Raw genomic sequence first — 26493 nt, 5'->3', positions numbered from 1 at the left:
TACGACCCGTTGTACCTAGACCGCCGTATCGTTCCCTGTACAAATGCCTGCAAGGACAAAACAGCAGGCAGAAAGCCTGAAAGCCCTGCCTGCTTCGGATAAAACTCACTTCTCCCTCTTTGGCAAAGAGAAGACGTCCAAAAATTGTTTTGCCAAAACACCGTATTCGTGGTGTTCCAAAATGTACGCTTTGCCCCGCGCCCCCATCTTCTGGAGCTGGTCCTGCGGCGTCTCCGCAAGCTGGATGGCCGCCTTTGCAATCGCCGCACTGTTTTCCGGTTCAATGGAAATTCCGCACGAAGCATCCGCCACCATATCGTTGCCCGCGTCTATGGCAAAGATGACCGGCTTCCCCGCCATCATATAATCCATAAGCTTGTTGGGGCTCACGCCAAAGCGGAACAGCGGCTGCCGCTGCAACCCCACATACAGGGCGTCAAACTGCGCCAAAAGCTCCGGCACTGCATCGCGCTTGACCGCCGGCAACAACTCCACATTTTCTTCGAGGTGAAGGTCTTTAACCTTCTGGATTAGGCGGTCGCGTTCCGGACCCTGCCCTACCAGGATGAGTTTGATCTTCTTTCCTTGAAGGGCTTTCCCTGCCTCCACAAAGCTGTCCAACCCATTGGCAATCCCGTGGGCGCCGGTATAGCCGATCAGGAACCAACCGTCGCGGTGGTACTGTCCAAGTTTGTCCGCATAAACCGGAGGATTCCCCGGCGCTTTCTCCCAATCCTCTTTTACGATCCCGTTGGGGATATACACAAACTTTCCGTTGGCAAGGCCATGCTCCTTCATATGGCCTTCCGCGCACGGCAGCAGGGACACCACATAGTCGCTATGTTTATAGCAGTAATTCTCCGCCATCTGCATCAGAACAATATAGGGATGGTGCGGGCTCATCCCGCCGAGCTCGATGGGGCTGAGCGGCCAAAGGTCGTGCACCTCGTAGATCAGCAGGGCGCCGGACTCCTTCGCGATCTTGCGGGCGGGATAAATGTCCAACGGATATGTCGAGGATGCGATCACCGCATCGGGCTTGCCCTGCGCCGCGATCTGTTTGCGGTACTTTTTCAGCCCATGGAGGAAGGAGAGCATATTTTTTATGCGTCCCAAACCGTTTCCTTGGTAGGAAGGCCCCGCAATCCAAAAATACCGGATGCCGTCGTGCATCTCCTCCATGGTCGCTTGCCCGCGCATATCGGGATTCTTCGTGCGCAGATGGGAATAGGAACTCGCCACAATGGTGACATTGTGCCCGGCCTCCGCCCAGCGCTTCGCCATAAAATACGGCCGGTATTCCATGCCGTGTTTATCGGAACCGGCATAATGGTTGATATAGACGATATTCAAATGAAACTCACTCCGTCTCTCTTTTCAATGCCTCTGCGATTTTCTGGCTGGCCTTCCCATCGCCAAACGGCAGCTTCCCGCGCGCCGCTGGGTCGGGCACTGTGTGCAGCGCCTTTTGCAAAATATCCTCCGTGGTCAGATCTGCGAGCACATTCCAGTTTCCGTCCAGCGTCTCCACCCATTCCGTCTCCTTGCGCAGGGTGATGCACGGGACCTCCATAAACCAGGCTTCCTTTTGCAGGCCGCCGGAATCGGTCAACACCTGGCAGGCGTTGGAGGTCAACAGGAGCATCTCCAAATAGCCGACCGGGTCGATTAGCTGAATATTGTGAAACCCTTCCTGGGCAATCGCCTGTTCCGCCAGCTTGCGTGTGCGCGGATGGATCGGGATCACCACCCGCTGGGGAAGCTGCTCAAACGCCCGGAAGATGCGCACAATCGCCTCCAGGCCGCCGTCCGTGGTCTCTGCGCGGTGCAGCGTGGCCAGGCGGTACTGCTTGGGCGCAATGCAAAGCGCTTCAAAGATCGCTGTCTTTTGCGGGTTACGGCGCGCCACCTCGAGGAAGTGCAGCACCGAATCCAGCATCACGTCGCCTGTGAGCTGAACCCCCTGCACAATACCCTCTTTTTTCAAATTATCCACAGCGGTCTGCGTGGGGCAGAACAGCCAGTGGGAAATATGGTCGGTCAATACGCGGTTCTGCTCTTCCGGCATCCGCATGTTGTACGAACGCAAGCCCGCTTCCACATGGGCCACCGGGATGTGCAGCTTAGAAGCCGCCAGCGCTCCCGCGATTGTCGAATTGGTGTCGCCATACACCAAAAGCACATCCGGCTTTTCCGCAAGCAGGACGTCTTCGATCTTCATCAGCATTTCGCCGGTCTGGTGGCCGTGTGTGCCGGAACCGACACCCAAATTGTAAGCAGGCTTCGGGATTCCGAGCTCTTCGAAAAACACATCGGACATGTTGGCGTCATAGTGCTGGCCGGTGTGCACGATCTTTTCTTCACACACGCCCTTTAAGGCCTCCGAAACCACCGCCGCTTTGATAAACTGCGGGCGTGCGCCGACTACCGTGATTACTTTCATGGTTTACCCCCTGTGCCAACGCACGTCGGAATCCTGCATATCCAGCGTGGAAAACTCCAGATCGTCGAATTTGACCGGCTGGCCGGTCTTTTGGGATCTATAGGCAGCCAGGATGATCTTCATCGCCTTGATTGCCTCCGTGCCGCTCACCAACGGGTCCACCCCATTTTCAATGGCGTGGATGTAATTGGCGTACAGGGGCGTATGGCCGCTGCCGTAGACGTCCTTCGGGTCCGTGCCATTGATCTTTGCCACTTCGTCGTCCTGCGGGGCAGGCGTTTCAAAGTTCCAAGTCTGCACGCGGTTGACCGCAAGGCCGCCGATGACCGCCGTGCCGGTCCCACCGAAGATGGAAAGCGTTTCCTCCAAATTTTTCGGATACACGCAGGCGGTCCCTTCCACGATGCCGATCGCCCCGTTCTTGAAGCGGATCAGGATCGCGCCGAAGTCCTCCGCCTGGATGTCGCGCAGGAAATTGCCGGTCATCGCCATGACCGTATCCGGCTCCCCGCCGAGGCTCCACTGGAGCAAATCGATGTTGTGAATGCACTGGTTCATCAACGTACCGCCGTCCTGCGCCCAGGTGCCACGCCACGGAGCCTGCTCATAGTACGGCATTGTGCGGTTCCAAAGGATGCGCGCTGTGCCGTTGACCAGCTTTCCAAAACGGCCGTCCTCCAACGCCTTGTGCAGCTGCTGGATCGGTGCGTTAAAGCGGTTCTGATGGCATACGCCCAAGGTGACCTTGTGCGCCTTTGCCTCCGCGATCATCTTTTCTGCATCAGCGGTGGAGAGCGCCATAGGCTTTTCCACCAACACATGCTTTCCGTGCTGGATGCAGTAGAGGGCGATCTCCGCATGGTATCCGCTCTCCGTCGCAATCGCGCAGCAGTCGATCTCCATCTCTTCCAGCATCTTTTTATAGTCCGCATAGACGGCAGGGCGCACGCCCATCAATTCTTCGTACTGAGCTGCCTTCTGTTCCGCGCGCTCCGTCACCGGGTCGCAGACGGCAACCAATTCACAGATGTCTTTATTTTCAGCCGAAGCGACAATATGATTTTTCGAAATACGGCCGCAGCCGATGAGGGCAAGGCGAAGTTTATTCATTTGATACCATCCTCTCGTATTCGCAGTGGTTTCAACGGAAATTTTGCATGGACCGCTTTTAAAAGAAAGCCTTTAAACACATGTTGGAAAAAATTCCCCCGTCGCGAAAACGGGGGAATTTTGCCGGCTGTCAATTCTTACAGCAGCTCAATGTTGGAGCGTTCCTTGACATCCTTCATCGCGTTGCGGGTGTCAAAAATTTCCTTGCTGCACTTCTGAATGCGGTCGTAATCGAAGCACGCATGCGCGGTGCAAATAATCACGATGTCCGCCGCTTTCAGCATATCGTCCGTGAGCTCCTTGGCGCCCGTATGCACAACGCCCTTGTGCTTATATTCCGGAATATACGGATCATAGAACGTCGTAACAGCGCCCTGCTCGTTCAGGCGGTCAATCACATTCAGCGCCGGGCTCTCGCGGTAGTCGTCGATGTCCGACTTATAAGCCACGCCAAGGACCAGCACTTTTGCGCCGTTCATGGCGATCTTGTTCTTGTTGAGGACCTTCATCGCACGATCCACTACATACTCCGGCATGCCGGTGTTGATTTCACCGGACGTCTCGATCAGACGGGTGTGATAGTCGTATTCACGCGCCTTCCAAGCCAGATAGAACGGATCGAGCGGGATGCAGTGCCCGCCGAGGCCCGGGCCCGGATAGAACGCCTGGAAGCCGTACGGCTTTGTCTTTGCCGCGTCGATCACTTCCCAGACATTGATTCCCATGCGGTTGCAGATGATCGCCATCTCATTGGCCAGGCCGATGTTAATATTGCGGTAGGTATTCTCCAGCAGTTTCTCCATCTCCGCTACCGCCGGGGAAGAAACCTCGTAGACGCCGCCCTCCAGGACATTGCGGTACAAAGTAGCCGCCACCTCTGTGGAATCCGGTCCCACGCCGCCGATGACCTTCGGCGTATTCTTCGTCTTATACTGCTTATTGCCGGGATCGACGCGCTCCGGCGAGAAGGCCAGATAGAAATCCTCCGTGCATTTCAGGCCGGTGGCCTCCAAAATGGGCATCAGAAGCTCTTCCGTCGTGCCCGGATAGGTGGTAGACTCCAAGATGACCACCATGCCCGGATGCAAATGCTCCGCCACAGATTCCGTGGAACCCTTTACATAGCTGATGTCCGGCTGCTGATACTTATCCAACGGGGTCGGCACGCAGATGGCAACCGCATCCACATCTTTGATAAACGCGAAATCGGATGTGGCGGAAAGCTTCCCGGACTCTACAACCTCTTTGAAAACATCGTCCACGATATCCCCAATGTAGTTGTGCCCTGCATTGACCAAATCTACCTTCTTGCTTTGTACGTCAAAGCCAATGGTCTTGTAGCCGGACTTGGCGAACTCCGTCGCAAGAGGCAGGCCCACATAGCCCAGGCCCACAATACCGACCACTGCGGTCTTGTTTGCAATTTTATCCAGCAGCTGCTTTTTTACATCAGACATCTTTCATACCTACCTTATTTTAAATTCTTTCTATATTATCAAAGACTTTTGATCGTATCACAGATAAAGTCGACCTGCTCCTCCGTCAGATAGCCATGCATCGGCAGGCTGAACACGCGCTCACACAGAGCCTCGCAAACCGGCAGATCGCCTTTCTGATATCCAAGGGATTCATAAACCTTTTGCAAATGCAGCGGAATGGGATAATAGATCATCGTCGGGATTCCCTTCTCCTTTAACCCTGCCATGATTGCATCGCGGTGCGCTCCATCCTTTGCCTGCGCCGTATAATACCCACAGCTGGAGAAGTATCCATCCAAAACCTTCTGCGGCTCCACCACGCCCTCCAGCTTCTCGGAGTAGCGCGCGGCCATCCGGTTGCGCACCTCGATTTCGCCGTCCAAGGCGCGGAGTTTTGGAAGCAGAATCGCTGCCTGCATGGTATCCAGACGAGCGTTCAATCCGAGGCGCACATTTTCATATTTGTAGGAGCCCTTTCCATGGACGCGGATGGAAACCAGCTTTTGGTACATCTCTTCATCGTCGGTAAAAATCGCCCCGCCGTCGCCATAACAGCCCAGCACCTTCGCCGGGAAAAAGCTCGTCGCGGAGACGTCGCCGAAGCAGCATGCGCGCTTCCCGTCGATCGCGCCGCCAAAGCCCTGCGCGGCGTCCTCCATCACCAGAAGGTGGTGCTCCTGGCAGATCTCTTCGATCTTGGGAAACTCCGCCGGTTGGCCAAAGAGGTCCACTGGGATGACCGCCTTTGGCGTGAGCTTTCCTTCCCGTAGCACGCGCTCAATCTGCTCGCTCAGGGAATTGGGGTCCATATTGAACGTGTACGGGTTAATATCACAGAATACCGGCGTCGCCCCAGTCAAGCTGACCACTTCCGCCGTAGCGAAGAAGGTAAAGCCCGGCACAAACACCGCGTCGCCCTCGTGGATGCCCCAAGCCATCAGCGGCATCAGCAGGGCGTCTGTTCCGCTGGAAACTGTCACACAGTATTTCCGGCCCGTATAGGCGCAGAGCGCTTTTTCCAACTCTTCCACCTGCGGCCCGGAAATAAAATGACAGCCTTCAATCACCGAAGCAATTCCCGCGTCAATCTCTTTTTTTAAATGCGCGTATTGCGCTTCCAAATCGTTAAAAACAATCTTCTGCATTTATTCGGTTACCTCCTCAAGGCCGTCCGGACCTTGGCAATACTTTCTGCCGCACTTGGGGCAGCGGAGCGCTTCATCCAGCGTTTCCCCACATTCGCAGGCCCATCCGCGCTGTCTGGCCGGGACGCCCATCATGATGGCATGATCGGGCACATCCTTTGTGACCACGCTTCCGGCTGCAATAAACGCATGCCGGCCGATGCGGTGTCCGCACACGATGGTTGCATTTGCACCGATGCTGGCGCCTTCGCATACCGGCGTCTTGAGATAGAACTGATGTCCCGCCTGCGGATACTTGCAGCGCGGCCGCTGCACATTGGTAAAAACCATGGACGGCCCGCAGAACACATAGTCGCCCAGCTCCACCCCGTCGTATACGGAGACATTGTTCTGAATCTTGCAAAAGTTCCCGATCTTCACCCCAGGCGCAACAAAGACGTTCTGCCCCACCGAGCAATGCTCTCCGATGGAGGCGTCCTGGCTGATGTGGCAAAAGTGCCAAATCTTTGTCCCTTCCCCGATCTGGACATTCTCGTCCACACATGCGCTCGGGTGAACAAAAAATGTGTCGTTTGCGGTATTCTCCACGAACAAACCCCATTCCTTTTCAGCAGAAAGAACCCGCCGTTTTTTCCTATTTTACCCGATTCTTCCCGCCATTTATTCCCTAACATTATATCTCGAAGGCCCTTTTTAGTCAATCTTTCGCCATGCAATTAGTGTTGACAATAGGTATCAATCGTATTATGATTTACACGTAATTATTAGTAAAACCGTATATTGGGCGTAAAATATGCAGTGTGGCGGTGTGGTTCCCCGCAAATTTGCAGGGAAAACCACAGCGGACTGCACGTCAGACAGCATGCCCATATTTTGTGAGAAAAAGAGGCAATCAATTCATGAGTGATTTTCAGAGAAGGGACGACTTTATCCCCTATAATGTACCGGACATCACCGACGCAGAAATCAACGAGGTCGTGGAAACGTTGAAATCCGGCTGGGTCGCCAAAGGCCCCCGCACCAACCGGTTTGAGCAGGAATTCGCCGGTTATCTCGGCGCAAAACACGCTGTCGCCATGAACTCCTGCACGGCGGCGCTTCACATTGCGTTGCTTGCAAAGGGGATTGGCCCCGGCGACGAGGTCATCACCACCCCGATGACGTTCGCCTCCACCGCAAGCACCATCATCCATACAGGAGCAACGCCTGTATTTGCCGACATCGACTACCGAACCGGCTGCATCGACCCGGATGAGATCGAGAAAAAGATTACCTCCCGGACAAAGGCCATCGTTCCCGTCCATTACAGCGGCCAAGTCTGCGACCTGGACCGCATCTATGCGATTGCGGACAAGCACGGCCTGTTTGTGAGCGAAGATGCGGCACATGCGCTGTGGAGCCGCTACAAGGGCCGTCTGATCGGCAACAAACTGCAGGGCGCGGCCTCCTACAGTTTTTATGCCACGAAAAACCTCTGCACGGGCGACGGCGGTATGCTGGTCACCGACGACGACGAGATCGACGCACGCGCACGGATCCTCTCCGGCCAGGGGATGAGCCACAACGCCTGGAACCGCTATGCAAAGGGCGGCTCCTGGAAATACGACATTGCAGAACCCGGCTTCAAATACAACATGTTTGATATTCAGGCGGCTCTGGGTCTGGTTCAGCTTTCCCGCTTGGAGGAAATGCAGGCTGCCCGCCTGAAGATTGCCGCCAAATATCAGGAGGCGTTCGGGAAGATCGACGCATTGGACCCGCCGTTTGTCCCGGATTATACCACCCACTGCTGGCACCTCTATGTGCTCCGCATTGTACCGGAGTTGCTGACCATCGACCGCGACCAATTCATCGTGGAACTCAACGAGCGCAACGTCGGCACAAGCGTGCATTTTATCCCGGTACACAACATGTCGGCTTATCAGAAGCGTTTCGGCTTTGTGGACAGCGACTTCCCGATGGCGCAGAAGCATTTCGAACGGATCATCTCCCTCCCGCTCTATCCCACGATGACGGACGAGCAGGTGGATTATGTCATCGCAGCTGTAACGGACATTGTAGAAACCTACCACAAATAAACCTGAGCAAACTGACAGAAGCCATGTGGAGAATATCCACATGGCTTCTGTTTATATCTTGGAGTCTTCAATCCTCTGTAGAAAAAGCTGATGAACGGCCGGATTCCCGGTCAATTCGGGATGGAACGCAACCCCGATTTGATTCCCATACCGCACGCCAGCGGCTTTGCCATCGATCTCCACCAGGACTTCCACGCCCGCGCCCATCGCTTCGATGGAGGGCGCGCGGATAAACACCAGCGGAAACGGGCCGATTCCCTTTATATCCGCCGTTTGGGAAAAGCTCCCGAGCTGCCTCCCATAGGAATTCCGCTGCACCGTGACCGGCAGCGTTCCAAAATAGGTATGTGCATCGTTGGCAATCTTCTCCGCCAAGAGAATCAGGCCAGCGCAGGTGCCCAGGACTGGAAGCCCCTGGGCAATCCGCATTCGCAAATCTTCCAAAAGGTCCAATTCCCGCAGGAGTTTGCCCATCGTCGTGCTCTCTCCGCCTGGAAGGATCAGGCCGTCAAAGGGCTGTTCCAGATCCCGCTTTTGGCGGATTTCAAACGGCTCGGCATCCAATTTTTGCAGCATGGCGATATGCTCCGCAAACGCCCCCTGCACTGCCAACACGCCAATCCGCATGGGTTACCGTCCCCTCTCCGCCATCAACACTTCGATCTCCTGCTCATTAATTCCGACCATGGCCTCCCCCAAGTCTTCGGAGAGCTTTGCCAGCTGGTCCGCATCCTGATAATTTGCCACCGCCTTGACAATGGCCGCTGCCCGCTTGGACGGATTGCCGGATTTAAAAATCCCAGACCCTACAAACACGCCTTCCGCGCCGAGCTGCATCATCAGCGCGGCATCCGCCGGGGTCGCCACGCCGCCCGCTGCAAAATTGACGACCGGGAGTTTGCCGTGGCTATGGACAAACTGGACCTGTTCATAGGGGACTTGCAGCTCCTTGGCCGCTTCAAAGAGTTCCTCTTCGCGCATCGAAGTTAAGCGGGCGATCTCTGCGTTCATCCGACGCATGTGGCGGACCGCCTGCACAATGTCGCCGGTTCCGGGCTCGCCCTTTGTGCGGATCATGGACGCTCCTTCTGCAATCCGGCGGAGCGCCTCCCCCAAGTCCCTGGCGCCACAGACAAAGGGCACTTGGAATTTCGTCTTATCGATGTGATAGACATCGTCCGCCGGGGATAAGACTTCACTTTCATCGATATAGTCGATCTCAATCGCCTGCAATATCTGCGCTTCTGCAAAATGTCCAATCCGGCATTTGGCCATGACGGGGATGGACACCGCTTCCTGGATGCCTTTGATCATCTTTGGGTCGCTCATGCGGGAGACGCCGCCGGCCGCGCGGATATCCGCCGGGATGCGCTCCAGAGCCATCACCGCGCAAGCCCCTGCCGCTTCTGCAATCTTCGCTTGCTCCGGCGTTGTGACATCCATAATCACCCCGCCTTTGAGCATTTGGGCAAGCTGTTTGTTCAATTCGTAACGGTCGTTCTGCATATGACTTCCTCCTATTTCATACATCGCATAGAGAAGCACACACGCTGCTGCGAGAGGCTTCCCCGTTGGAGGAAATATGTTTGCAACCATATTTCCCGATGACCCGGCGCCAAAACTCCATCCGATGGAACAAGGGCTTTCCCATGTTGTTTTTCATTATAATTACATCTGTATCTTTCGCAATATCCAATTTGTGCAATTTTAACCAGGTCAGTTTGGCGATAAAAAGAAGAGGGTCACTGTCAATCAACAGCAACCCTCTTCCAGAAAAGCGGTTTAGAATTAACCGATAATGGCTTCGCCGTCTACCGTACCGGTCAAGCCTGCGGCATTGGCCTCGTCCGTATCAATATGCACCGCCAAGCCAGCCGTCTTGCTGACGCGCGCAATCACATCGCCGAAGATCAACGAGCGGCCATTGTAGTCCAGCTTGATCTGGATCGCCTGGCCATCGGTCACCCCAAAGACCTTTGCGTCGTCCGGCGTAAAGTGGGCATGGCGCTTTGCAACGATGACGCCCTTATCGACGGTGATTTCGCCCTTCGGCCCGATGATCTTGCAGCCCGGCGTGCCCTCCAGATCGGCGGACATGCGCAGCGGCGCATCGATGCCCAGAGTACGGGTCTCCGTCTTGGAGATCTCGATCTGCGTCTCCGGACGGACCGGTCCGAGGATGGACATCTTCAGCGAACCCTTGGGGCCAACCACTTCCACTTTCTCTACGCAGGCAAACTGGCCCGGCTGGGACAGATCCTTCTTCGGTGTGAGCGCATAACCTTTTCCAAACAGAATATCCAAATGCTCCTGCGTCAAATGCACGTGACGCGCGGAAGTTTCTACCATAATTTTCATAGCATCCATCTCCTAAATCTTATTAAATAAGCAGCTTGCCTTTTAAAGCAATGGGTTATGGCTTTATTGTACCGCAGGACGCAAGAAAATTCAACGGAATTCCCTTCTTTTCCTGGGGAATATTTCGTGTTATAATAATCTGAAACAAAAGAGATCGGATTTAATCCGGGATAAAGGGAGGAAAAGCATGTACCAGACGTGGGATGAGTTGGAGGCCGCCTGCATGGGATGCCAAAAATGTGGTTTGTGTTCCGGGCGGACCAACCTGGTGTTTGGCGTTGGAAATAAAAAAGCAAAAATCCTGTTCATCGGTGAAGGGCCGGGCGAACAGGAGGACCTAAAGGGGGAACCGTTCGTCGGACGCAGTGGACAGCTTCTGGACAAGATGCTTGACGCCGTGGACTTGAACCGCCAAAAGAACATCTATATTGCGAACATCGTGAAATGCCGTCCCCCACAAAACCGCGATCCCCTCCCGGAAGAGCAGGAAACCTGCATCGGCTGGTTGCGCAACCAGGTCTACCTCATCCGCCCGAAGATCATCGTCTGCCTCGGCCGGATCGCCGCCATGAAGCTCATCCGGCCCGACTTCAAAATCACGCGGGAACACGGCGTGTTTACCGAAAAAAATGGCGTCTGGATGATGGCGACGCTGCACCCGGCCGCGCTCCTGCGCAACCCCAGCAGCAAGCCCGGCGCATTTGAAGACTTTTTAAAATTGCGCGAGAAGATCGACGAACTCGGTATCCCGCTGGAATAACAACGCTGCGGAGGGCCGTCCAATGCATGGGCGGCCCTCCGTTTTTATGCGCTATTCTTTTTCTGGTTTGTGAGCGTTCTCACAGGCGTTGCAGTGCGAGCAGCCGGAACAGTTGCCACAGCAGGTGTTCCGATGCTTCCAAGCGTAACGCGCTGCGAAAACCACCAACACAAAAATCACCGCAAGAATGACAAAATCAATCGCATGCATACAATCGTCCTTTCGATGTCACACAAACAGCAGCCCGATATGATAGACGATAAAGGCCACCACCCACGCGACGCCGGTCTGCAAAAACACCACGCCGACCGCCGCTTTGCCACTGTTCATTTCACGCCGGACCGCGCTGATCGCCGCGACGCACGGGGTATAAAGCAGGGTAAATACCAAAAAGGAAATCGCAGTCAGCGGCGTAAAGATGGACGAAAGGGCGGCCGACATATTTGCCGTATTCGAGCCGGTCAGGACGGCAAAGGTGCTGACCACCGCCTCCTTTGCGCTGAATCCCGTGAGCAATGCGGTGGAGGCGCGCCAATCGCCAAAGCCAAGCGGCGCAAAAATGGGAGCAATCCAACGGCCGATCCCCGCCAACATGCTGTCATCCCCTGCGGAAACGGGATTTAAACGGACGTCAAAGCTCTGCAAGAACCAGATGATGATGGTCGCAACAAAGATCACCGTGAAGGCGCGGGTCAAGAAGTCCTTCGCCTTATCCCACAGCAGCATGCCGACGCTCTTGGGGCTGGGCAGCCGGTAGTTCGGAAGTTCCATAACAAACGGCACGGGCTTGCCGTGGAACAACGTCCTTTTCAGAAGTAACCCCATCAAAACACCGACGACCATCCCCAACACATAAAGCCCGATCATCACCAGGGCGCGATACTTGGGGAAAAACGCCATCGTAATCATCCCATAAATGGGAAGCTTGGCCGAACAGCTCATAAACGGTGTGAGCAGAATCGTCATCTTCCGGTCCCGCTCGCTGGACAGGGTCCGCGTCGCCATAATCGCGGGGACCGAGCAGCCGAATCCAATCAACATCGGAACAAAGCTTCTTCCGGAAAGGCCGATCTTGCGCAGGAGTTTATCCATGACAAACGCCACACGCGCCATATAACCGCTGTCCTCCAAAATAGAAAGGAAGAAAAACAGCACCACAATCGTGGGAATAAAGGAGAGCACGCTTCCCACACCGGCAAAAACGCCGTCGATCACCAGGGAATGCACCACGGGATTGATCCCATAAGCGGTGAGCGCATCGCTGACCACATTTGTGACAAAATCAATGCCCTGGGAAAGCAAATCGCTCAAGAAGCTGCCGACGACCCCAAAGGTCAGCCAAAAGATCAGCAGCATGATGACAAGAAAAATCGGAATCGCCAAATATTTGTTGGTCAGCAGGTTATCCATTTTTACGCTGCGCGCATGTTCCTTGCTTTCCCCGCATTTTACCACGCTGTCGGCGCAAAGGCGGTCGATAAACGTATAGCGCATATCGGCCAAAGCTGCCTCGCGGTCCGTATCGAGTTCGCGTTCCATTTCCGTGACGGCGTGCTCCACCATGTCCTTCTCGTTGTCCGAGAGGTTCAAGGCGTTCAACATGGGCTCATCGCCCTCCACCAGTTTGGTGGCAGCAAACCGCGGAGGTGTGTGGATGCGCTCTGCGTGATCCTCCACAAGGTGCGCAATGGAGTGGATCGCCCTATGTACTGCGCCGGAACAAAAATCTTGGCGCCGTGGGTATTGATGGTTCTGCGCAGTCCGCACGGCGGTCTCGATCAACTCGTCGATGCCTTCATTTTTGCTGGCCGAAATTGGGACCACCGGGACCCCAAGTTCCTCCTGCAATTTATCGATCTTAATGGTGCCGCCGTTCGCCCGGACTTCGTCCATCATGTTGAGGGCGATCACCATCGGGATATGCAGCTCAATGAGCTGCATGCTCAAATAGAGATTGCGCTCGATGTTCGTGGCATCCACAATATTGATGATGCCGTCCGGCTTGTTTTTCAGAAGGAAATCACGCGTTACGATCTCTTCGTTGGTATAGGGTGAAAGGGAATAGATTCCCGGGAGGTCAACGACCGTATCGTCCTTATACCCGCGGATGACGCCCTCCTTGCTTTCCACTGTGACGCCGGGAAAATTTCCGACGTGTTGGTTTGAGCCGGTCAACTGGTTAAACAGGGTCGTTTTTCCGCAGTTTTGGTTTCCAGCCAATGCAAAAATCACGGTTATACCTCCTCCACTTCGATGTTCTTCGCATCTTCGATGCGGAGCGTCAACTCATAACCGCGCAAATGCAATTCAATCGGGTCCCCCATGGGCGCTACCTTGCGCACCATGACTTCCGTATGCGGCGTCAATCCCATGTCCAGCAAACGGCGGCGCAAAGCCCCCTGCCCATTTACCGCAAGAATTCGGGATTTTTGACCAATTTTCAATTCATCCAACGTCATATTCCCACAATCCCTCTCTCCTGAATCGTATACCATCGGCAAAAGTTAGCCTATGCTATCTTTTTTATTATAATCCCTTCCTAAAAAATTTGTCAAGACACACGTCATCGAGATTCCACAATGCTCTATACAAATTCTTATGCAAAATGCCCCTGTGCTGTCGGAAAACAGCCCAGGGGCATCGTTGCTTTTTTCTATTGGCCGGAACCGTTACAACTCAATTCCATCCAGAACCTTGCGAAGCGCGTCGGCAGAAGCCATCAGTTTGCGCTGCTCCAAGCCGTTGAGCGGAATATCCAAAACGGTCTCTGCACCGTTGCGCCCTACCACGGTAGGTACGCCCATGCACACATCTTCCAGCCCATAATGGCCGCAGATCAGGCTGGAGATCGGCAAAATGGAGTGCTCATTCCGGATGATGCTCTCGCAGATCCTGCGCACCGCCATGGCGATGCCGTAATAGGTGGCGCCTTTTTTCTCAATAATCTCATAGGCGCTGTCGCGCACATCGGTGTAGATGCGCTCCATGGCCTCCATATGGTTGTAGTGGCCGCGCAATTCGCAGAAATGGTTTAAATCTACGCCGGAGACGTTCGCGCTGCTCCAAACCGCCAGCTCGCTGTCGCCGTGCTCGCCGATGATAAACGCATGGATGCTGCGGCTATCGACCTGCAAATGCTCGCCCAACAGGTATTTCAACCGCGCTGTGTCCAGCACGGTTCCGGAGCCAATGACCCGGTTTGTCGGGAACCCGGAGAGCTTCAACGTCACATACGTCAGGATGTCCACCGGATTGGAAACCACCAGCAGAATCCCCTCCGTGTTGCGCTTTACGATCTCCGGGATAATGCTCTTAAAAATCTTCACATTTTTATTGACCAGGTCGATACGGGTCTCGTCCGGCTTTTGCGCCGCGCCCGCCGTGATGATAATCAAATAGCAATCGGCCAGGTCGTCATAGGTACCGGCATAGATTTTCATGGGACGGCCAAAGGGAAGGCCGTGGCTGAGGTCGGTCGCTTCCCCCTCCGCCTTTTGCTGGTTGGCGTCGATCAACACCAGTTCCGAAAATAGTCCGCTCTGCATCAGGCTGAACGCGGAGGTCGCGCCCACCGCACCACAACCGATCATCGCTGCTTTTTGAATGTTTACCATTAAAGCTCACTCCTTTACATCGTCATTTTTCTATGGATCATTCCTCATTCTGGGAAAGCAAAAACACCGTTGCGAAATACGGGGATCTCCCTTCCATCGGAAAGGATGCCGTCGATTTGCATGTCCGGACTGCCGAACATAAAGTCGCAATGCTCCTTGGATTGATTGGCGCCGGCGGCCTCCAATTGTTTGCGGTCCATCGCCGCCCCACCCTCGATATTTTCCGGGTACGATGCGCCCAACGCAAGATGGCAGGAGGCGTTTTCATCGAACAGGGTTGTCAGGAATAATAATCCGGAACGTGAAATGGGCGAATCGTCCGGCACCAGCGCCACTTCGCCGAGGTAAGCGCTGCCCTCATCAAATTCCACGAGATTCTTTAGCACATCTTCGCCCTCGCTGGCGCCGTATGCGCAGACCTTTCCATCGCGAAAATCGAACCAGAAGTCGCGGATCATCTTTCCCTGGTAATTGAGCGGTTTTGTTGCGTAGACGCGCCCGTTTACATGGCATTTATCCGGGGCGGTGAACACCTCCTCGGTCGGCATGTTCGGAACGAATACCGCGCCGTTGTCTGCACGGGAGCTTCCTCCCTCCCAGATATGCCCCTTGGCCAGACCGACCGTGAGGTCGGTGCCGATACCGTTCCGGAAGTGCAGCGCCTGGAAATGATAGGTATTTAATTTGCGGCTGTTTTCCGCTAAACGGGTAATGTGCGCCTGCCATTCCGCGACAGCGTCGCGGTTTCCGCCAATCCGCACCCCAGCGAGGATGGCGTCCCAAAGCGCGTCCAATGCCGCCTGTTCCTCCAATTCCGGGAACACTTTTTTGGCCCATGCAATGGACGGCACAGCCACAATGCTCCATTGCCCATGGTTTGCCATGGTGTAATATTCAAATTTCTCAAAGGCAAGCTCCTCTGCAACGCGCACAGCCTGAAGCTTTTCTCCGGGAATCTCCGCCAGCAGCCCCGGCGTGCTGGACTTTATGTGCAAAAAACAGCAGCGGCGGTCAATGTCATCCTGCTTCTGCTGGATCCGCCAAGGGGCTATAGAAGCCATCGACGATTGTTCTTCGTATTCATAGCGCAGCTTGTCCGTGTATTCATCCGTCCAATTGACGCGGACTTCCCCCGCTCCGGCCCGGTAAGCCTCTTCCACGCAAAGGCGGGCAAAGAACGCGCAGTCCACAGGGGACGCCAAAACCATCAATTGTCCCGGCTGCACGTTTACCCCGACCCGCACGGCCAACTCCGCATATTTCCGCAATGTATCTTGCGTAACCATTCTGCATCCTCTTTTCCTTATATCCAAAGCCGGTTTTGGAAAACCGCTTTCGTTCGCTCATAATCGCTCTCTTTTCGCACAAACTTCTGTAGACAGCGATCTCTGTATGAATCTATCATATCCGATTCGCAGGCAAAATACAACTAGGCGCATGCTTGGATTTGGGCGCACCTCCTCCAAACCCATTCGGTCAATTTCAGCCAAACCTGTTCAAGTTACCCGTTAGTTTTCACAGAATACACCGCGTTATCTTTGTAGATTGTTTGTTTTGCATAACTCATCCGTTCGTTTTTCGTCATGTTTTTGATCGATTTCGATTGACTTTGACTGATATTGACTGTATTATATGAACAAAGGAAGTGATCGAAATGTTGACAGAAGAACGGTATGCCGCCATTCTCAAACTTCTGGAGGAAAAAAAGGCCGTATCGGTTTTGGAATTGACGGAACTCCTGAACAGCTCGGAATCCACCATCCGGCGCGACCTGACGGCGCTTCACCGGATGGGAAAACTGACCAAGGTCCACGGCGGGGCCACCTCTATCAACGGCGTCTACCAGATGACAGAGGACAAAACCTCTGTCCGCCACAACCTCCATGTGGAGGAAAAGAACCGCATCGCGCAATGTGCCGCCTCCCTGGTACATAAAAACGATTTTGTGTTCCTGGATGCGGGCACCACTACCGAGCGGATGATCGACTACCTCCATGAACAGGACGCCGTCTATGTGACGAATGGGATTGTCCACGCGCGGAAACTCGCGGAAAAGGGCCTGGAAGCCTACATCCTGTCGGGCAAGATCAAGGCGGTCACGGAGGCAATCGTCGGGACGGAAGCGGTGCACAGCCTGCAACGGTATCGTTTCTCCATCGGCTTTTTCGGGACAAACGGCATGCGCGTTGGCGATGGGTTCAGCACGCCGGACATCGAGGAAGCCCGCGTAAAAACCGAAGCCATCCAGCGCTGCAACAAGCGCTATGTGCTGGCAGACCCCTCCAAATACAACCAACTCTATTCGGTCATCTTCGCGGATCTATCCCAAGCCGCTGTTATCACAACTGCTTTACCGGATAAACAACTCCGCTCCCACACGACCGTGATTGAAACAGACCTTGGAAAGGAGCAAACGTCCTCATGATCTATACCGTAACATTCAACCCCTCACTCGACTACATTGTAAAACTCCCCACCCTGGAACTTGGCAGCGTCAACCGCACAGCAAAAGAGGAGCTCTATCCCGGCGGTAAGGGGATCAATGTCTCGATCGTCCTGCGCAACTTGGGGGTTGAGAGCACCGCCCTTGGATTTACCGCAGGGTTTACCGGGCAGGAAATCCGCAGGCTGCTCGATGCATGTGGTTGCCGCAACGATTTTATCCAAGTGCAGGAAGGGTTTTCGCGGATCAATGTCAAAATCAAAGCCGAACAGGAGAGTGAAATCAACGGGCAGGGCCCGTATCTCAGTCCACAGAATCTACAGGACCTGTTCGCAAAGTTGGAGCATCTCTCCGACGGCGACGGGCTGGTCCTGGCTGGAAGCATCCCCAACACCCTGCCGGCCGACATCTACGAAAAAATTTTGGAGCATCTACAGGGCCGGAACATCCATGCCGTGGTGGACGCCACCGGGGAATTGCTTCGGAATGTCTTAAAATACCAGCCCTTCCTGATTAAGCCCAACAACCACGAATTGGGTGAACTCTTTGGGCAGCACCTTACGACGGACGAGGCCATTATCTCCCACGCGCAAAAGCTTCAGCAGATGGGTGCGCGCAACGTCCTGGTTTCCATGGCGGGCGACGGAGCCATCCTGGTGGATGAAGGCGGCGGCATCCACAAGCGTTTGCCACCGCAGGGCCATGTGGTCAACTCGGTTGGCGCGGGGGATTCGATGGTCGCCGGATTCCTTGCCGGTTATCTCTCTTCGCAAAACTACGAAACCGCGTTTCAGACCGGCCTGGCCGCCGGCAGTGCCTCGGCCTTCCAGGAATGGCTGGCCAGCGGCGATGACATCCGGGCGCTTTTAAAAACCATGTAATAGCTTGAGATTTTTAATAGGAGGACTTGTTATGCGTATTACGGAACTTCTGAACAAAGACGCAATGGATCTGAATGCCACCCCCAAAAGCAAAGCGGAGGCAATCGACCTCCTGGTGGACCTGATGGTGCGGTCTGGAAATATACTCGACAAGGAAGAGTACAAAAAATGCGTTTTAAAGCGTGAAACCATCGGTTCCACAGGAATTGGCGAGGGGGTCGCCATTCCCCACGCGAAAACCAAAGCGGTCAAAAGCGCGGGCCTTGCCGTGATCGTCGTCCGCGACGGCGTGGACTTTGACTCCCTGGACGGCGAACCGGCCAAATTGTTCTTCCTGATCGCCGCGCCGGACACGGAGGACAATATCCATCTGGACGTTCTGGGGCGCCTGAGCGTCCTGCTGATGGACGACGATTTCCGCCAGGGCCTGATCGACGCAAAGGACAAAGAAGAATTTTTCCGTTTGGTGGACGAAGCCGAAAACAAGAAGGTAGCGGAAACGGAGAAAAAAGAGGAAGAGGCGAAAAAAGCCGCGCCGGGTACTTACCGCATCCTCGCTGTAACGGCCTGTCCGACCGGAATTGCCCATACCTACATGGCGGCGGAAAGCCTGGAGGAAAAGGCCAAGCAGATGGGCGTGACCATCAAGGTGGAGACCAACGGTTCCGGCGGCAAGAAGAACGTCTTGACGCAGGCAGAAATCGCGGCTGCGGACGGAATCATTGTCGCTGCGGATACAAAAGTGGATATGCCCCGTTTTGACGGCAAGCCGGTCGTTCAAACCCAGGTGTCCGACGGCATCTCCCGCCCGCAGGAATTGATCCAGACCATCCTCGACGGCAAAGCGCCGGTTTTCCACGCACAGGGCGGCCATGCCCAGGCGGAAACCGGCACCGCGAAGGAGGGGATCGGCCATCAGATCTACAAGCATCTGATGAACGGTGTCTCCAACATGCTTCCCTTTGTCATCGGCGGCGGCATCTTAATTGCAATCGCCTTCCTTCTCGACACCATCCTAGCCCCGGGCGGCGACCCGGCCAACTTCGGCATGAATTCCCCGGCGGCGGCGCTCTTTAAGACCATCGGCAATGCAGCGTTCGGCTTTATGCTGCCCATCCTCGCGGGCTTCATCTCCATGAGCATCGCGGACCGCCCCGGACTCGCGGTAGGATTTGTGGGCGGCGCATTGGCCAATGCCGGCGGCTCCGGTTTCCTCGGCGCATTGATCGCCGGCTTTATAGCCGGATATCTGATGCTCGGCCTGGAGAAGCTCTGCGCCAAGCTGCCGAAATCTCTGGAAGGAACCAAGCCGGTCCTGATCTATCCCGTGGTGGGCATCCTGGCGATTGGCATCATCATCCAGTTTATCATCAATCCCCCTGTGTCGGCGTTGAACTTGTGGATCAGCAATGCTCTGGCCAGCTTGAATGCAACCAGCGGCGTCATCCTCGGCGCGATTGTCGGCGGCATGATGAGCATCGACATGGGCGGACCGTTCAATAAAGCGGCTTATGTATTTGGCACAGCCTCCCTCATCAATGCCGCCGGCGACCCGGTCTCCTCCGGCGTTATGGCTGCCGTGATGATCGGCGGTATGGTTCCGCCGCTTGCCGTTGCCCTGTGCACTACGTTCTTTAAAAACCGCTTTACCGAAAAAGAGCGCCAGACAACCGTTACCAACTATATTATGGGCTTCTCGTTCATCACAGAAGGCGTTATCCCCTTTGCCGCTTCCGATCCGCTGCGCGTCATCCCGTCCTGCGTGGTCGGTTCCGCTGTGGCCGGTGCGCTCTCCATGCTGTTCGGCTGCACGCTTCCGGCGCCGCACGGTGGAATCTTCGTGTTCGCTGTGGTCCAAAATTGGCCCATGTACCTGGTATCCCTCTTGATCGGCTCCGTCGTCGCCATGCTCCTCTTGGCCCTGCTGAAAAAGCCGATCAAGGAAGAGCACTAATTTCCAATGATCTGCTTTCCAGGAAGGAGAGCAAATAGCAAAATTGGGCCGTTTTCAGCCTTGCTGCACTTTTTTCAATCCCCCGCAAAATCCCGTCTGGAATCCCTTGACCCGGCCCAATTTTCCTTCTATAATAAGAATAATAACAGGTCCCTCTGGGCATCTTGTGAGCCATTGGGACCAATTGATAGACAAGGAGATATTTAAGATGAAGGAATTTCAGTATGTCATCACCGATGCGGAAGGTATCCATGCAAGACCGGCAGGATTGCTTGTCAAAAAGGCAAAGGAATTTGCCAGCACGATCACGATCAAGAAGGACGACAAAAGCGGAGACGCTAAAAAGATCTTCTCTGTCATGGGCTTAGCGGCTAAGAAGGGCGAGACTGTCACCGTATGTGTGGAAGGTGCAGACGAGGATACGGCTGCTCCCGCACTGGAGGCATTCTTTAAGGAAAATCTGTAATCTTTTATAGAAAAATAAGCAGCTCTTGGGAATTTCCCAAGGGCTGTTTTTTGTATGGCCCTTTCTCCGCTTGAATGCGATGGCAGCCAGCCAACCATGCGTTTGATTTCCGGATTTTTGAAAAACTGTGAATAGGCTGAAAACTTATCCTTGGAAACCTTGCAGTTTCTCCTAAAAAACGATAGAATACTATATTAATGGACTGCGGGCCAAAAGGGCCCCGACAAGGAGGACACAGAATGGATTATACCGGTTTGAAATGCCCTGTGTGCGGCAAACCGTTTACCTCTGACGACGACATCGTTGTCTGTCCGGAATGCGGCGCGCCCTATCATCGTGCCTGCTATCAGCAAGCTGGACATTGTATTTTTCAAGAAAAGCATGGAACCCCGGACGCCTGGAAGCCCCCGGAAAAGCAAACGGAAACGGGCGCCGAAGGGAAGATCTGTCCACGCTGCGGCAAGAAAAACGCCCGTGAGTCGCTGTTTTGCGACCAATGTGGTCAGCTGTTAAGCGGTGGAGCAAGCAAAGGCGCCTCACCAAATGGAGGGTATTCCCCATACGGGACACCGAACCCCAATGCTTCGCCTTATCAGAATCCTGGCGTGCCGAATTCCCCGCCCTATCAAAACCCTGGCGCACCAAACGCCCCGTACAGCGGCCCTTACCCGTTCGCCTTCGACCCTATGGGCGGCGTTAGACCGGAGGAACCCCTCGGAGACGGCGTCACGGCGGGCGATGCAGCAAAATTTGTACAAACCAATCCCCAATATTATATTCCGGCCTTTGTCAACCGGAAGCGCTACCATCGGAACCGGTTCAATTTTTCCGCGTTTCTCTGCTCTGGCGGTTGGATGCTTTACCGCAAACAATATAAATGGGGCGCCATTTTCACGGGGATTATGTTGCTGATCTATGTGCTTTCCACCTTTATCTCCTATCGCTTTGCCACGCCTATCATCATGGATCTGATGCAGCAGGTCGGCGTGGATATCAACGCCGCCTACCCGACCATGGAACAGTCGGTCCAGTTCATGTCGCTGCTGATGCAGCAGGCTCCCTGGCAAATTTTCCTGGTATGGGCTCCCAGCCTGCTCTCGCTGCTTCGGTTTGCCCTCATGCTGTTTGTCGGATTCAATGGAAACCGCATGTATATGAACCACTGTATCCGCAAAATCCGCACGCTCCGGGAGGAAAACCCCGACCCGTCGGATTATGCCGTCCGTTTGCAGCTGCACGGCGGTGTGAACACCTCCCTGGCCATCTGTCTGTTGATTTGTTATATGATTGTGGTTTATCTCCCTCAGCTCTTTCTCTATTAAATGAAAAGTAGAATCCCATCGCACAGGAAAGTATACTGCGATTCTTTACACATAGGCTAAGGACAGAAAAACACAGACGCTACGCACGTTCCATCATGACTTTAAGGAGGAATCCCAGTGAAGGTAACAAAAGCCGTTATCCCCGCTGCCGGCTTGGGCACACGTGTGCTTCCGGCCACCAAATCCATGCCGAAGGAAATGCTCCCGATCGTGGACAAACCTGCCATTCAATACATCGTTGAGGAGGCGGTCCACTCCGGTATCACAGACATCCTCATCATCACCAACCGCGGGAAGGGCCTAATTGAAGACCACTTCGACCGCGTCCCGGAATTGGAGGCGCGTTTGACCAGCGGAGGCCCGGAAAAGGAAAAGATTCTCAAAGAGATCGTGGACATCTCCCATATGGCCAATATCTATTTTGTCCGCCAAAAGGAGACGCGCGGCTTGGGACATGCCGTCAACTGCGCGCGTTCCTTTGTCGGTAACGAGCCCTTCGCCGTCCTATACGGCGACGACGTCATCATCGGGGAGGACCCGGCCTGCGGCCAGCTCATCCGCGCCTACGAGGAGTTCGGCCTCGGTGTGTTGGGCGTGAAGGAAGTGACGCCGGAAGCGATTACAAAATACAGCTCCCTGAAAGTCGAGCCGATTCACGACAATTACTATAAGTGTACGGATATGGTGGAAAAGCCCACGCCGGATAAGATCCTTTCTCTGTTTTCCATCCTGGGCCGCTGCGTCCTGACTCCGGACATCTTCGACATTTTGGACAACACAAATCCCGGCGCCGGCGGGGAGATTCAGCTGACCGACGCGATGGGGACCATGGCACGCAGCAAAGGGATGGTTGCGGTGGATTTCACCGGCACACGCTACGACATGGGCAATAAGCTCGGCATCATGCAGGCTTCGGTCGAGGTTGCGCTTCAGCACCCAGAGATTGGAAGCGCTTTCCGGGCATATCTAAAGGAAATCAGCAAAACCCTGTAAAATTTTAGTTGACGCATCGGTTTATCGCTGTTATAATTATGTCTGTTAGCCATATTCTTGGCTTTCTATCCTTGCTCCGGAAGTTCTATCCGGGGCCTAACGTCCAAAAGGAGGTGCAATACAATGCCAGAAGTAACAAATTCCTATGAGACCGTTTTCATTCTTTCCACCAAGTTGGGAGAGGACGGCATCGCATCCTTGGTCCAGAAGTTCAAGGATCTGATCGCTGCAAACGGTACGGTCGACGGCGTGGATGAGTGGGGCAAGCGCAGACTTGCATACCTCATCAACAAAGAGGCGGAGGGCTATTATGTTCTGATCGATTTCACGAGCGTGCCTGCCTTCACCGCAGAACTGGACCGTATCTACAAGATCACCGACGGTGTTCTTCGTTCCTTGATCATCAAGAAAGAGCCGGAAAAGGCAAAGAAAGAGTGATCTGAATGCTCAATGTTGCTGTTTTAATGGGCCGCCTTGTGGCTGACCCAGAGTTGCGCCATACGGCCAACGATATTTCTGTGACAAGTTTCACACTCGCTGTGGATCGTTCGTATGTTAAATCCGGTTCTGACCGGCAGACTGATTTCATTGACATTGTCGCTTGGCGAAGCACTGCGGATTTTGTATGCAAATACTTCCGCAAAGGGCAGTTGGTGGCTGTGCAGGGTTCGATTCAAACCCGCACCTATACAGATAGCCAGGGCAATAAGCGCAAAGCCTTTGAAATCGTTGCGGACAATGTCCATTTTGCCGAGCCAAAGCGTGATTCCTCCGCTGGAGGCGGTTACGCAGGGGGAAATTATGGCGGTGGCAACTACGAGAACAATTATCACTCTAGGACGGAGCCGATTCCGGAACAGCCCGCTCCCGCTTACACAAGCGGCAATACGGGTGATTTTGAGGAGATCCCCTCCGACGATGATCTGCCGTTCTAATTCCATTTGACTGAAAAGACTGAAAAAAGGAGGTTTCCGTTATGGCATACGGTGATAGACCCGAGCGCGATAACCGCCGTCCGGGTGGACGCAAAGGCCGCAAAAAGGTTTGCAGCTTCTGCGTAGACAAAATTGAAACCATCGATTACAAGGATGTCGCAAAACTGCGCCGTTTTATCTCTGAGAGAGCAAAGATTCTGCCCCGCAGAGTAACCGGCACTTGCGCGCGCCATCAGCGTCAGCTGACGGTTGCGATTAAGCGCGCCCGTCATCTTGCGCTGCTCCCGTTCAGCAGCGACTGATAAAACAAAATATGGCAAGCTATATTAGCTTTGCATATGGAAGATGCGGGTGCGTTGCGCCCGCATCTTTTTTTGTAATCCCGGACAGGTCTGTTTCCTTCTTCCCTCTGAAAACCTTTTGGAATACAGGCCGCTGTCCTTTCAGAACAGGAGTTTTGTCATGCTGATTGATGCACATGTTCACATGTTTTCCGAAAAAATCGCCCAAAAAGCGTTGACCAATCTCGCCAACATCTGCAAAAGCCCCTATTTTACAAACGGCACCCTATCTGATACAAAGGAAAAACTGAAAAGCTGGGGCGTCGATGCGGCCATGGCGATGAACATTGCTACCAAACCATCCCAACAGACCGTAGTCAACAATTGGGCCGCTTCAATCGATGATCCCAACATTTACAGCTTCGGCTCCATCCATCCCGACGCGCCGGACGCACTCGACGAGCTGCAACGGATTAAGGACCTCGGCCTATATGGGGTAAAGCTACATCCGGATTACCAGGGCTTTCTCATTGACGATCCCAAAATGTTCCCGATCTATGATGCCATCTCCTCCCTGGGGTTGCCTGTAACGTTCCACACGGGCTGGGACCCCCTCTCCCCTGATTTGATTCACGCCACGCCGCAGGCAGTGGCCAAAGTGGTCAAGCTCTTCCCGCACATGACGGTGATTGCCGCGCATATGGGCGGGATGGCACGCTATCAGGAGGCGGAAGAGTATGTCGCCGGCTTACCGCTTTACATCGACACCGCGATGTCCGCCCGCCTGTGCTCCCCGGAGCAGTTTGAGCGCCTGGTCTCTAAGCATGGGTCTGAGCGCGTCCTGTTCGCCAGCGACTGCCCGTGGAGCCGTTCCTGCGACGAATTTGCATTCATTGAGCGCACGCACTTGACCGATCGCGAAAAAGAAAATATTTATTATAAGAATGCCCAGCGGGTATTAGGGTTGTCCCACTGAATAGCTACTGGGCCTTTTGTTGTACCCGCACGTTCTTCCATTCTTTAATATAAAGCGGAACATAAAAAGGAGCTATCCGGCTGCGTTTTTACAGCCAGACAGCTCCTTTTCTGTTGCAATAAATCCATGCGGCTAAAGGATATTCTCCAAGATGGGCAGCTCCGCCTCCTGCAAGCTGGCAATTTGTGCGGCTGCGCGCGCACATTCCGAGCTGAATTCATCAACTGCCCCATGTTCAATCAACGGGGAGAGAGATGCAAGAGAGAGGTCAATCGCTTCCAAGCGTGTGTGCTGAATAAATGTGGACAGCGTCTTATGGAATTTCCGCCAATTTTCCTCCGCTTGGTTGCTTAAACCGGCAGCACGCTCAAAATCTCCTTGCTCTGCAGCATTGCGTGCTTCTTGCAGCGTGCCGCTCAGTTCATTGGAAAGTTCGATGGTGGTGTGTACACCCCACCAACACAATCCAGTCACTACAACCAGAATTGCCACTGCCGCCCAAAGCCGCTTCACAACGATGTCCCCCTTTCCTTTGGAATGATATTGTAATCGCCCTTTGTGTTCGCGGTCATAATAAACACATCTTCCTGGCGGATATTTTTGGCATGCAAAATCCCACGAATCCATTCCGGGCTTTTATTGCATAGCTTCATGGCAAATTCGGAAAGGATACCGTCGCTGATGACCACCGTTTCAATGCCCGTATTCGGCAAAGCGACCCCCATCATCCCGGCCGTCGGGGTTTCCTTATCCGGCTTTTTGATGACGCTTAACTTGCCGTTCGTCTCGATAATCGCATAAGCGACGTCATCCAGGCTGAAGACATTCCGTTGCCGCAATTGTTCCCCCAAGTCCTCCGTAGACATGCGCAGGCGCTTCATCTCAGATTGAATCAGCTTCCCATCGCTGATGACAACAATTGGGCGGCCGCACACCACGCGGCGGAATTTCGGGATCTTGAGCATTAAAACCGAGACAACAATCTCGCACATCACCAGGACTGCGATCGGGATAAACCCACTCACCAACGGCTGTCCCGTATCCTGCATGGGGATCGCCGCAATGTCAGAGATTAGGAGCGTGACCACCAGCTCGCTGGTCTGTAATTCGCTGATCTGGCGCTTGCCCATGAGCCTGACTGCTACAATAATCACTATGTATAGCAGCAGGGTACGGATAAGAGAAATCGTCATTGCCATGTCACCATCCAAATCGTTTTGTTTTCCTATTTCAGTATGAACCCAAGCCGTCAGAAT

Annotated in this window: 29 protein-coding genes; 12 read left to right on the top strand and 17 right to left on the bottom strand. The window is 54.2% G+C overall.

Features of this window, described 5'->3' with window-relative positions; all coding sequences use genetic code 11:
* Positions 1-105: 105 nt before the first annotated feature.
* The 6 genes from I2E77_RS09495 to I2E77_RS09470 form a co-directional block, all read right to left on the bottom strand.
* Entirely contained in the window at positions 106-1353 is a 1248-nt protein-coding gene (locus I2E77_RS09495) for a glycosyltransferase family 4 protein (protein WP_195451111.1), read from the bottom strand.
* Positions 1354-1360: 7 nt separating this feature from the next.
* The gene (wecB, locus tag I2E77_RS09490) at positions 1361-2443 is read right to left on the bottom strand and encodes a non-hydrolyzing UDP-N-acetylglucosamine 2-epimerase (RefSeq protein ID WP_195451110.1); all 1083 of its coding nucleotides are present in this window, start codon (positions 2441-2443) and stop codon (positions 1361-1363) included.
* Between the two features lie 3 nt (positions 2444-2446).
* Positions 2447-3553 carry a Gfo/Idh/MocA family protein gene (locus I2E77_RS09485; protein WP_195451109.1) on the bottom strand — a complete coding sequence of 369 codons (1107 nt, stop codon included), beginning with the start codon at positions 3551-3553 and terminating at the stop codon, positions 2447-2449.
* A gap of 137 nt (positions 3554-3690) precedes the next feature.
* Positions 3691-5010, bottom strand: coding sequence for a nucleotide sugar dehydrogenase (locus tag I2E77_RS09480; RefSeq protein ID WP_195451108.1), 1320 nt, complete (start codon positions 5008-5010; stop codon positions 3691-3693).
* Between the two features lie 38 nt (positions 5011-5048).
* Positions 5049-6176: a DegT/DnrJ/EryC1/StrS family aminotransferase gene (locus I2E77_RS09475; RefSeq protein ID WP_195451107.1), complete on the bottom strand. Its 1128-nt coding sequence runs from the start codon at positions 6174-6176 to the stop codon at positions 5049-5051.
* On the bottom strand, positions 6177-6764 hold the full coding sequence (locus I2E77_RS09470; protein WP_191441297.1) for an acyltransferase: 588 nt from the start codon (positions 6762-6764) through the stop codon (positions 6177-6179). It lies immediately after the preceding gene.
* A gap of 311 nt (positions 6765-7075) precedes the next feature.
* Here I2E77_RS09470 and I2E77_RS09465 point away from each other — a divergent pair, with 311 nt between their 5' ends.
* Entirely contained in the window at positions 7076-8254 is a 1179-nt protein-coding gene (locus I2E77_RS09465; RefSeq protein WP_087232977.1) for a DegT/DnrJ/EryC1/StrS family aminotransferase, read from the top strand.
* Between the two features lie 51 nt (positions 8255-8305).
* Here the strand turns inward: I2E77_RS09465 and pdxT are convergent, their stop codons facing one another.
* Genes pdxT through I2E77_RS09445 form a run of 4 tightly spaced genes read right to left on the bottom strand, consistent with a single transcriptional unit; the run spans position 8306 to position 10612 of the window.
* Positions 8306-8881 carry a pyridoxal 5'-phosphate synthase glutaminase subunit PdxT gene (pdxT, locus tag I2E77_RS09460; RefSeq protein ID WP_087232974.1) on the bottom strand — a complete coding sequence of 192 codons (576 nt, stop codon included), beginning with the start codon at positions 8879-8881 and terminating at the stop codon, positions 8306-8308.
* Between the two features lie 3 nt (positions 8882-8884).
* Positions 8885-9760 (bottom strand): pyridoxal 5'-phosphate synthase lyase subunit PdxS, encoded by an 876-nt coding sequence (gene pdxS, locus I2E77_RS09455; RefSeq protein WP_087233086.1) that lies wholly within the window; start codon positions 9758-9760, stop codon positions 8885-8887.
* A 16-nt stretch (positions 9761-9776) separates the two neighbouring features.
* Positions 9777-10010, bottom strand: coding sequence for a hypothetical protein (locus tag I2E77_RS09450; RefSeq protein ID WP_195451106.1), 234 nt, complete (start codon positions 10008-10010; stop codon positions 9777-9779).
* Positions 10011-10042: 32 nt separating this feature from the next.
* Positions 10043-10612: a PduL/EutD family phosphate acyltransferase gene (locus I2E77_RS09445; RefSeq protein WP_087232971.1), complete on the bottom strand. Its 570-nt coding sequence runs from the start codon at positions 10610-10612 to the stop codon at positions 10043-10045.
* A 187-nt stretch (positions 10613-10799) separates the two neighbouring features.
* On the opposite strand from I2E77_RS09445, the gene I2E77_RS09440 reads away from it, so the two are divergent.
* Positions 10800-11372 (top strand): uracil-DNA glycosylase, encoded by a 573-nt coding sequence (locus I2E77_RS09440; RefSeq protein WP_087232969.1) that lies wholly within the window; start codon positions 10800-10802, stop codon positions 11370-11372.
* Positions 11373-11423: 51 nt separating this feature from the next.
* On the opposite strand, the gene I2E77_RS14275 is transcribed toward I2E77_RS09440, so the two are convergent.
* The 5 genes from I2E77_RS14275 to I2E77_RS09415 all read right to left on the bottom strand — a co-directional run bounded on the left by I2E77_RS14275 (position 11424) and on the right by I2E77_RS09415 (position 16272).
* Positions 11424-11582 (bottom strand): FeoB-associated Cys-rich membrane protein, encoded by a 159-nt coding sequence (locus I2E77_RS14275; RefSeq protein ID WP_191362205.1) that lies wholly within the window; start codon positions 11580-11582, stop codon positions 11424-11426.
* An 18-nt stretch (positions 11583-11600) separates the two neighbouring features.
* Positions 11601-13604 carry a ferrous iron transport protein B gene (feoB, locus tag I2E77_RS09430; RefSeq protein ID WP_195451105.1) on the bottom strand — a complete coding sequence of 668 codons (2004 nt, stop codon included), beginning with the start codon at positions 13602-13604 and terminating at the stop codon, positions 11601-11603.
* Between the two features lie 2 nt (positions 13605-13606).
* Entirely contained in the window at positions 13607-13831 is a 225-nt protein-coding gene (locus tag I2E77_RS09425) for a FeoA family protein (RefSeq protein WP_087232960.1), read from the bottom strand.
* Between the two features lie 210 nt (positions 13832-14041).
* Positions 14042-14986, bottom strand: coding sequence for an L-lactate dehydrogenase (locus I2E77_RS09420; protein WP_087232957.1), 945 nt, complete (start codon positions 14984-14986; stop codon positions 14042-14044).
* Between the two features lie 44 nt (positions 14987-15030).
* Positions 15031-16272, bottom strand: a complete 1242-nt coding sequence (locus I2E77_RS09415) for an aminopeptidase (protein ID WP_195451104.1) — start codon at positions 16270-16272, stop codon at positions 15031-15033.
* Positions 16273-16640: 368 nt separating this feature from the next.
* On the opposite strand from I2E77_RS09415, the gene I2E77_RS09410 reads away from it, so the two are divergent.
* From I2E77_RS09410 to I2E77_RS09365, 10 genes are all read left to right on the top strand, one after another.
* Positions 16641-17411 (top strand): DeoR/GlpR family DNA-binding transcription regulator, encoded by a 771-nt coding sequence (locus I2E77_RS09410; protein WP_195451103.1) that lies wholly within the window; start codon positions 16641-16643, stop codon positions 17409-17411.
* Positions 17408-18310: a 1-phosphofructokinase gene (gene pfkB / locus I2E77_RS09405; RefSeq protein ID WP_195451102.1), complete on the top strand. Its 903-nt coding sequence runs from the start codon at positions 17408-17410 to the stop codon at positions 18308-18310. Before I2E77_RS09410 ends, pfkB begins: the two co-directional genes overlap by 4 nt.
* A 31-nt stretch (positions 18311-18341) precedes the next feature.
* Positions 18342-20264 (top strand): PTS fructose transporter subunit IIABC, encoded by a 1923-nt coding sequence (locus tag I2E77_RS09400; RefSeq protein ID WP_195451101.1) that lies wholly within the window; start codon positions 18342-18344, stop codon positions 20262-20264.
* Between the two features lie 208 nt (positions 20265-20472).
* Positions 20473-20730 (top strand): HPr family phosphocarrier protein, encoded by a 258-nt coding sequence (locus I2E77_RS09395; protein ID WP_087232942.1) that lies wholly within the window; start codon positions 20473-20475, stop codon positions 20728-20730.
* 239 nt (positions 20731-20969) lie between these two features.
* A complete protein-coding gene (locus tag I2E77_RS09390; RefSeq protein WP_191405544.1) occupies positions 20970-22052 on the top strand; it encodes an RING finger protein in 1083 nt (360 codons plus the stop codon).
* A gap of 117 nt (positions 22053-22169) precedes the next feature.
* Entirely contained in the window at positions 22170-23045 is an 876-nt protein-coding gene (gene galU / locus I2E77_RS09385) for a UTP--glucose-1-phosphate uridylyltransferase GalU (RefSeq protein ID WP_191395281.1), read from the top strand.
* Between the two features lie 123 nt (positions 23046-23168).
* Positions 23169-23483 carry a 30S ribosomal protein S6 gene (gene rpsF, locus I2E77_RS09380; protein ID WP_087232933.1) on the top strand — a complete coding sequence of 105 codons (315 nt, stop codon included), beginning with the start codon at positions 23169-23171 and terminating at the stop codon, positions 23481-23483.
* A 5-nt stretch (positions 23484-23488) separates the two neighbouring features.
* Positions 23489-23980 carry a single-stranded DNA-binding protein gene (locus I2E77_RS09375; RefSeq protein ID WP_191362212.1) on the top strand — a complete coding sequence of 164 codons (492 nt, stop codon included), beginning with the start codon at positions 23489-23491 and terminating at the stop codon, positions 23978-23980.
* A gap of 41 nt (positions 23981-24021) precedes the next feature.
* Positions 24022-24282 (top strand): 30S ribosomal protein S18, encoded by a 261-nt coding sequence (rpsR, locus tag I2E77_RS09370; RefSeq protein WP_087232927.1) that lies wholly within the window; start codon positions 24022-24024, stop codon positions 24280-24282.
* A gap of 160 nt (positions 24283-24442) precedes the next feature.
* Entirely contained in the window at positions 24443-25237 is a 795-nt protein-coding gene (locus I2E77_RS09365; protein WP_243252581.1) for an amidohydrolase family protein, read from the top strand.
* A gap of 132 nt (positions 25238-25369) precedes the next feature.
* Here I2E77_RS09365 and I2E77_RS09360 read toward each other — a convergent pair whose 3' ends face one another.
* Positions 25370-25750, bottom strand: coding sequence for a DUF4363 family protein (locus I2E77_RS09360; protein WP_191362213.1), 381 nt, complete (start codon positions 25748-25750; stop codon positions 25370-25372).
* Positions 25747-26430 carry a DUF421 domain-containing protein gene (locus I2E77_RS09355; RefSeq protein ID WP_087233080.1) on the bottom strand — a complete coding sequence of 228 codons (684 nt, stop codon included), beginning with the start codon at positions 26428-26430 and terminating at the stop codon, positions 25747-25749. Before I2E77_RS09355 ends, I2E77_RS09360 begins: the two co-directional genes overlap by 4 nt.
* Positions 26431-26493: the final 63 nt, after the last annotated feature.

The sequence above is a fragment of the Anaeromassilibacillus sp. 1001302B_160321_C8 genome, from assembly GCF_015554745.1.
GTDB lineage: Bacteria > Bacillota > Clostridia > Oscillospirales > Acutalibacteraceae > Anaeromassilibacillus > Anaeromassilibacillus stercoravium.
This window is presented reverse-complemented; position numbering and strand designations above follow the sequence as displayed.

What these genes read in the sequence shown, in the direction of transcription:
- wecB (WP_195451110.1), bottom strand. Translation starts at nt 2,443, where the DNA reads ATGAAAGTAATCACGGTAGTCGGCGCACGCCCGCAGTTTATCAAAGCG.
- I2E77_RS09485 (WP_195451109.1), bottom strand. Translation starts at nt 3,553, where the DNA reads ATGAATAAACTTCGCCTTGCCCTCATCGGCTGCGGCCGTATTTCGAAA.
- I2E77_RS09480 (WP_195451108.1), bottom strand. Translation starts at nt 5,010, where the DNA reads ATGTCTGATGTAAAAAAGCAGCTGCTGGATAAAATTGCAAACAAGACC.
- I2E77_RS09475 (WP_195451107.1), bottom strand. Translation starts at nt 6,176, where the DNA reads ATGCAGAAGATTGTTTTTAACGATTTGGAAGCGCAATACGCGCATTTA.
- I2E77_RS09465 (WP_087232977.1), top strand. Translation starts at nt 7,076, where the DNA reads ATGAGTGATTTTCAGAGAAGGGACGACTTTATCCCCTATAATGTACCG.
- pdxT (WP_087232974.1), bottom strand. Translation starts at nt 8,881, where the DNA reads ATGCGGATTGGCGTGTTGGCAGTGCAGGGGGCGTTTGCGGAGCATATC.
- pdxS (WP_087233086.1), bottom strand. Translation starts at nt 9,760, where the DNA reads ATGCAGAACGACCGTTACGAATTGAACAAACAGCTTGCCCAAATGCTC.
- I2E77_RS09445 (WP_087232971.1), bottom strand. Translation starts at nt 10,612, where the DNA reads ATGAAAATTATGGTAGAAACTTCCGCGCGTCACGTGCATTTGACGCAG.
- I2E77_RS09440 (WP_087232969.1), top strand. Translation starts at nt 10,800, where the DNA reads ATGTACCAGACGTGGGATGAGTTGGAGGCCGCCTGCATGGGATGCCAA.
- I2E77_RS14275 (WP_191362205.1), bottom strand. Translation starts at nt 11,582, where the DNA reads ATGCATGCGATTGATTTTGTCATTCTTGCGGTGATTTTTGTGTTGGTG.
- I2E77_RS09425 (WP_087232960.1), bottom strand. Translation starts at nt 13,831, where the DNA reads ATGACGTTGGATGAATTGAAAATTGGTCAAAAATCCCGAATTCTTGCG.
- I2E77_RS09420 (WP_087232957.1), bottom strand. Translation starts at nt 14,986, where the DNA reads ATGGTAAACATTCAAAAAGCAGCGATGATCGGTTGTGGTGCGGTGGGC.
- I2E77_RS09415 (WP_195451104.1), bottom strand. Translation starts at nt 16,272, where the DNA reads ATGGTTACGCAAGATACATTGCGGAAATATGCGGAGTTGGCCGTGCGG.
- I2E77_RS09410 (WP_195451103.1), top strand. Translation starts at nt 16,641, where the DNA reads ATGTTGACAGAAGAACGGTATGCCGCCATTCTCAAACTTCTGGAGGAA.
- pfkB (WP_195451102.1), top strand. Translation starts at nt 17,408, where the DNA reads ATGATCTATACCGTAACATTCAACCCCTCACTCGACTACATTGTAAAA.
- I2E77_RS09400 (WP_195451101.1), top strand. Translation starts at nt 18,342, where the DNA reads ATGCGTATTACGGAACTTCTGAACAAAGACGCAATGGATCTGAATGCC.
- I2E77_RS09395 (WP_087232942.1), top strand. Translation starts at nt 20,473, where the DNA reads ATGAAGGAATTTCAGTATGTCATCACCGATGCGGAAGGTATCCATGCA.
- I2E77_RS09390 (WP_191405544.1), top strand. Translation starts at nt 20,970, where the DNA reads ATGGATTATACCGGTTTGAAATGCCCTGTGTGCGGCAAACCGTTTACC.
- rpsF (WP_087232933.1), top strand. Translation starts at nt 23,169, where the DNA reads ATGCCAGAAGTAACAAATTCCTATGAGACCGTTTTCATTCTTTCCACC.
- I2E77_RS09375 (WP_191362212.1), top strand. Translation starts at nt 23,489, where the DNA reads ATGCTCAATGTTGCTGTTTTAATGGGCCGCCTTGTGGCTGACCCAGAG.
- rpsR (WP_087232927.1), top strand. Translation starts at nt 24,022, where the DNA reads ATGGCATACGGTGATAGACCCGAGCGCGATAACCGCCGTCCGGGTGGA.
- I2E77_RS09365 (WP_243252581.1), top strand. Translation starts at nt 24,443, where the DNA reads ATGCTGATTGATGCACATGTTCACATGTTTTCCGAAAAAATCGCCCAA.
- I2E77_RS09355 (WP_087233080.1), bottom strand. Translation starts at nt 26,430, where the DNA reads ATGACGATTTCTCTTATCCGTACCCTGCTGCTATACATAGTGATTATT.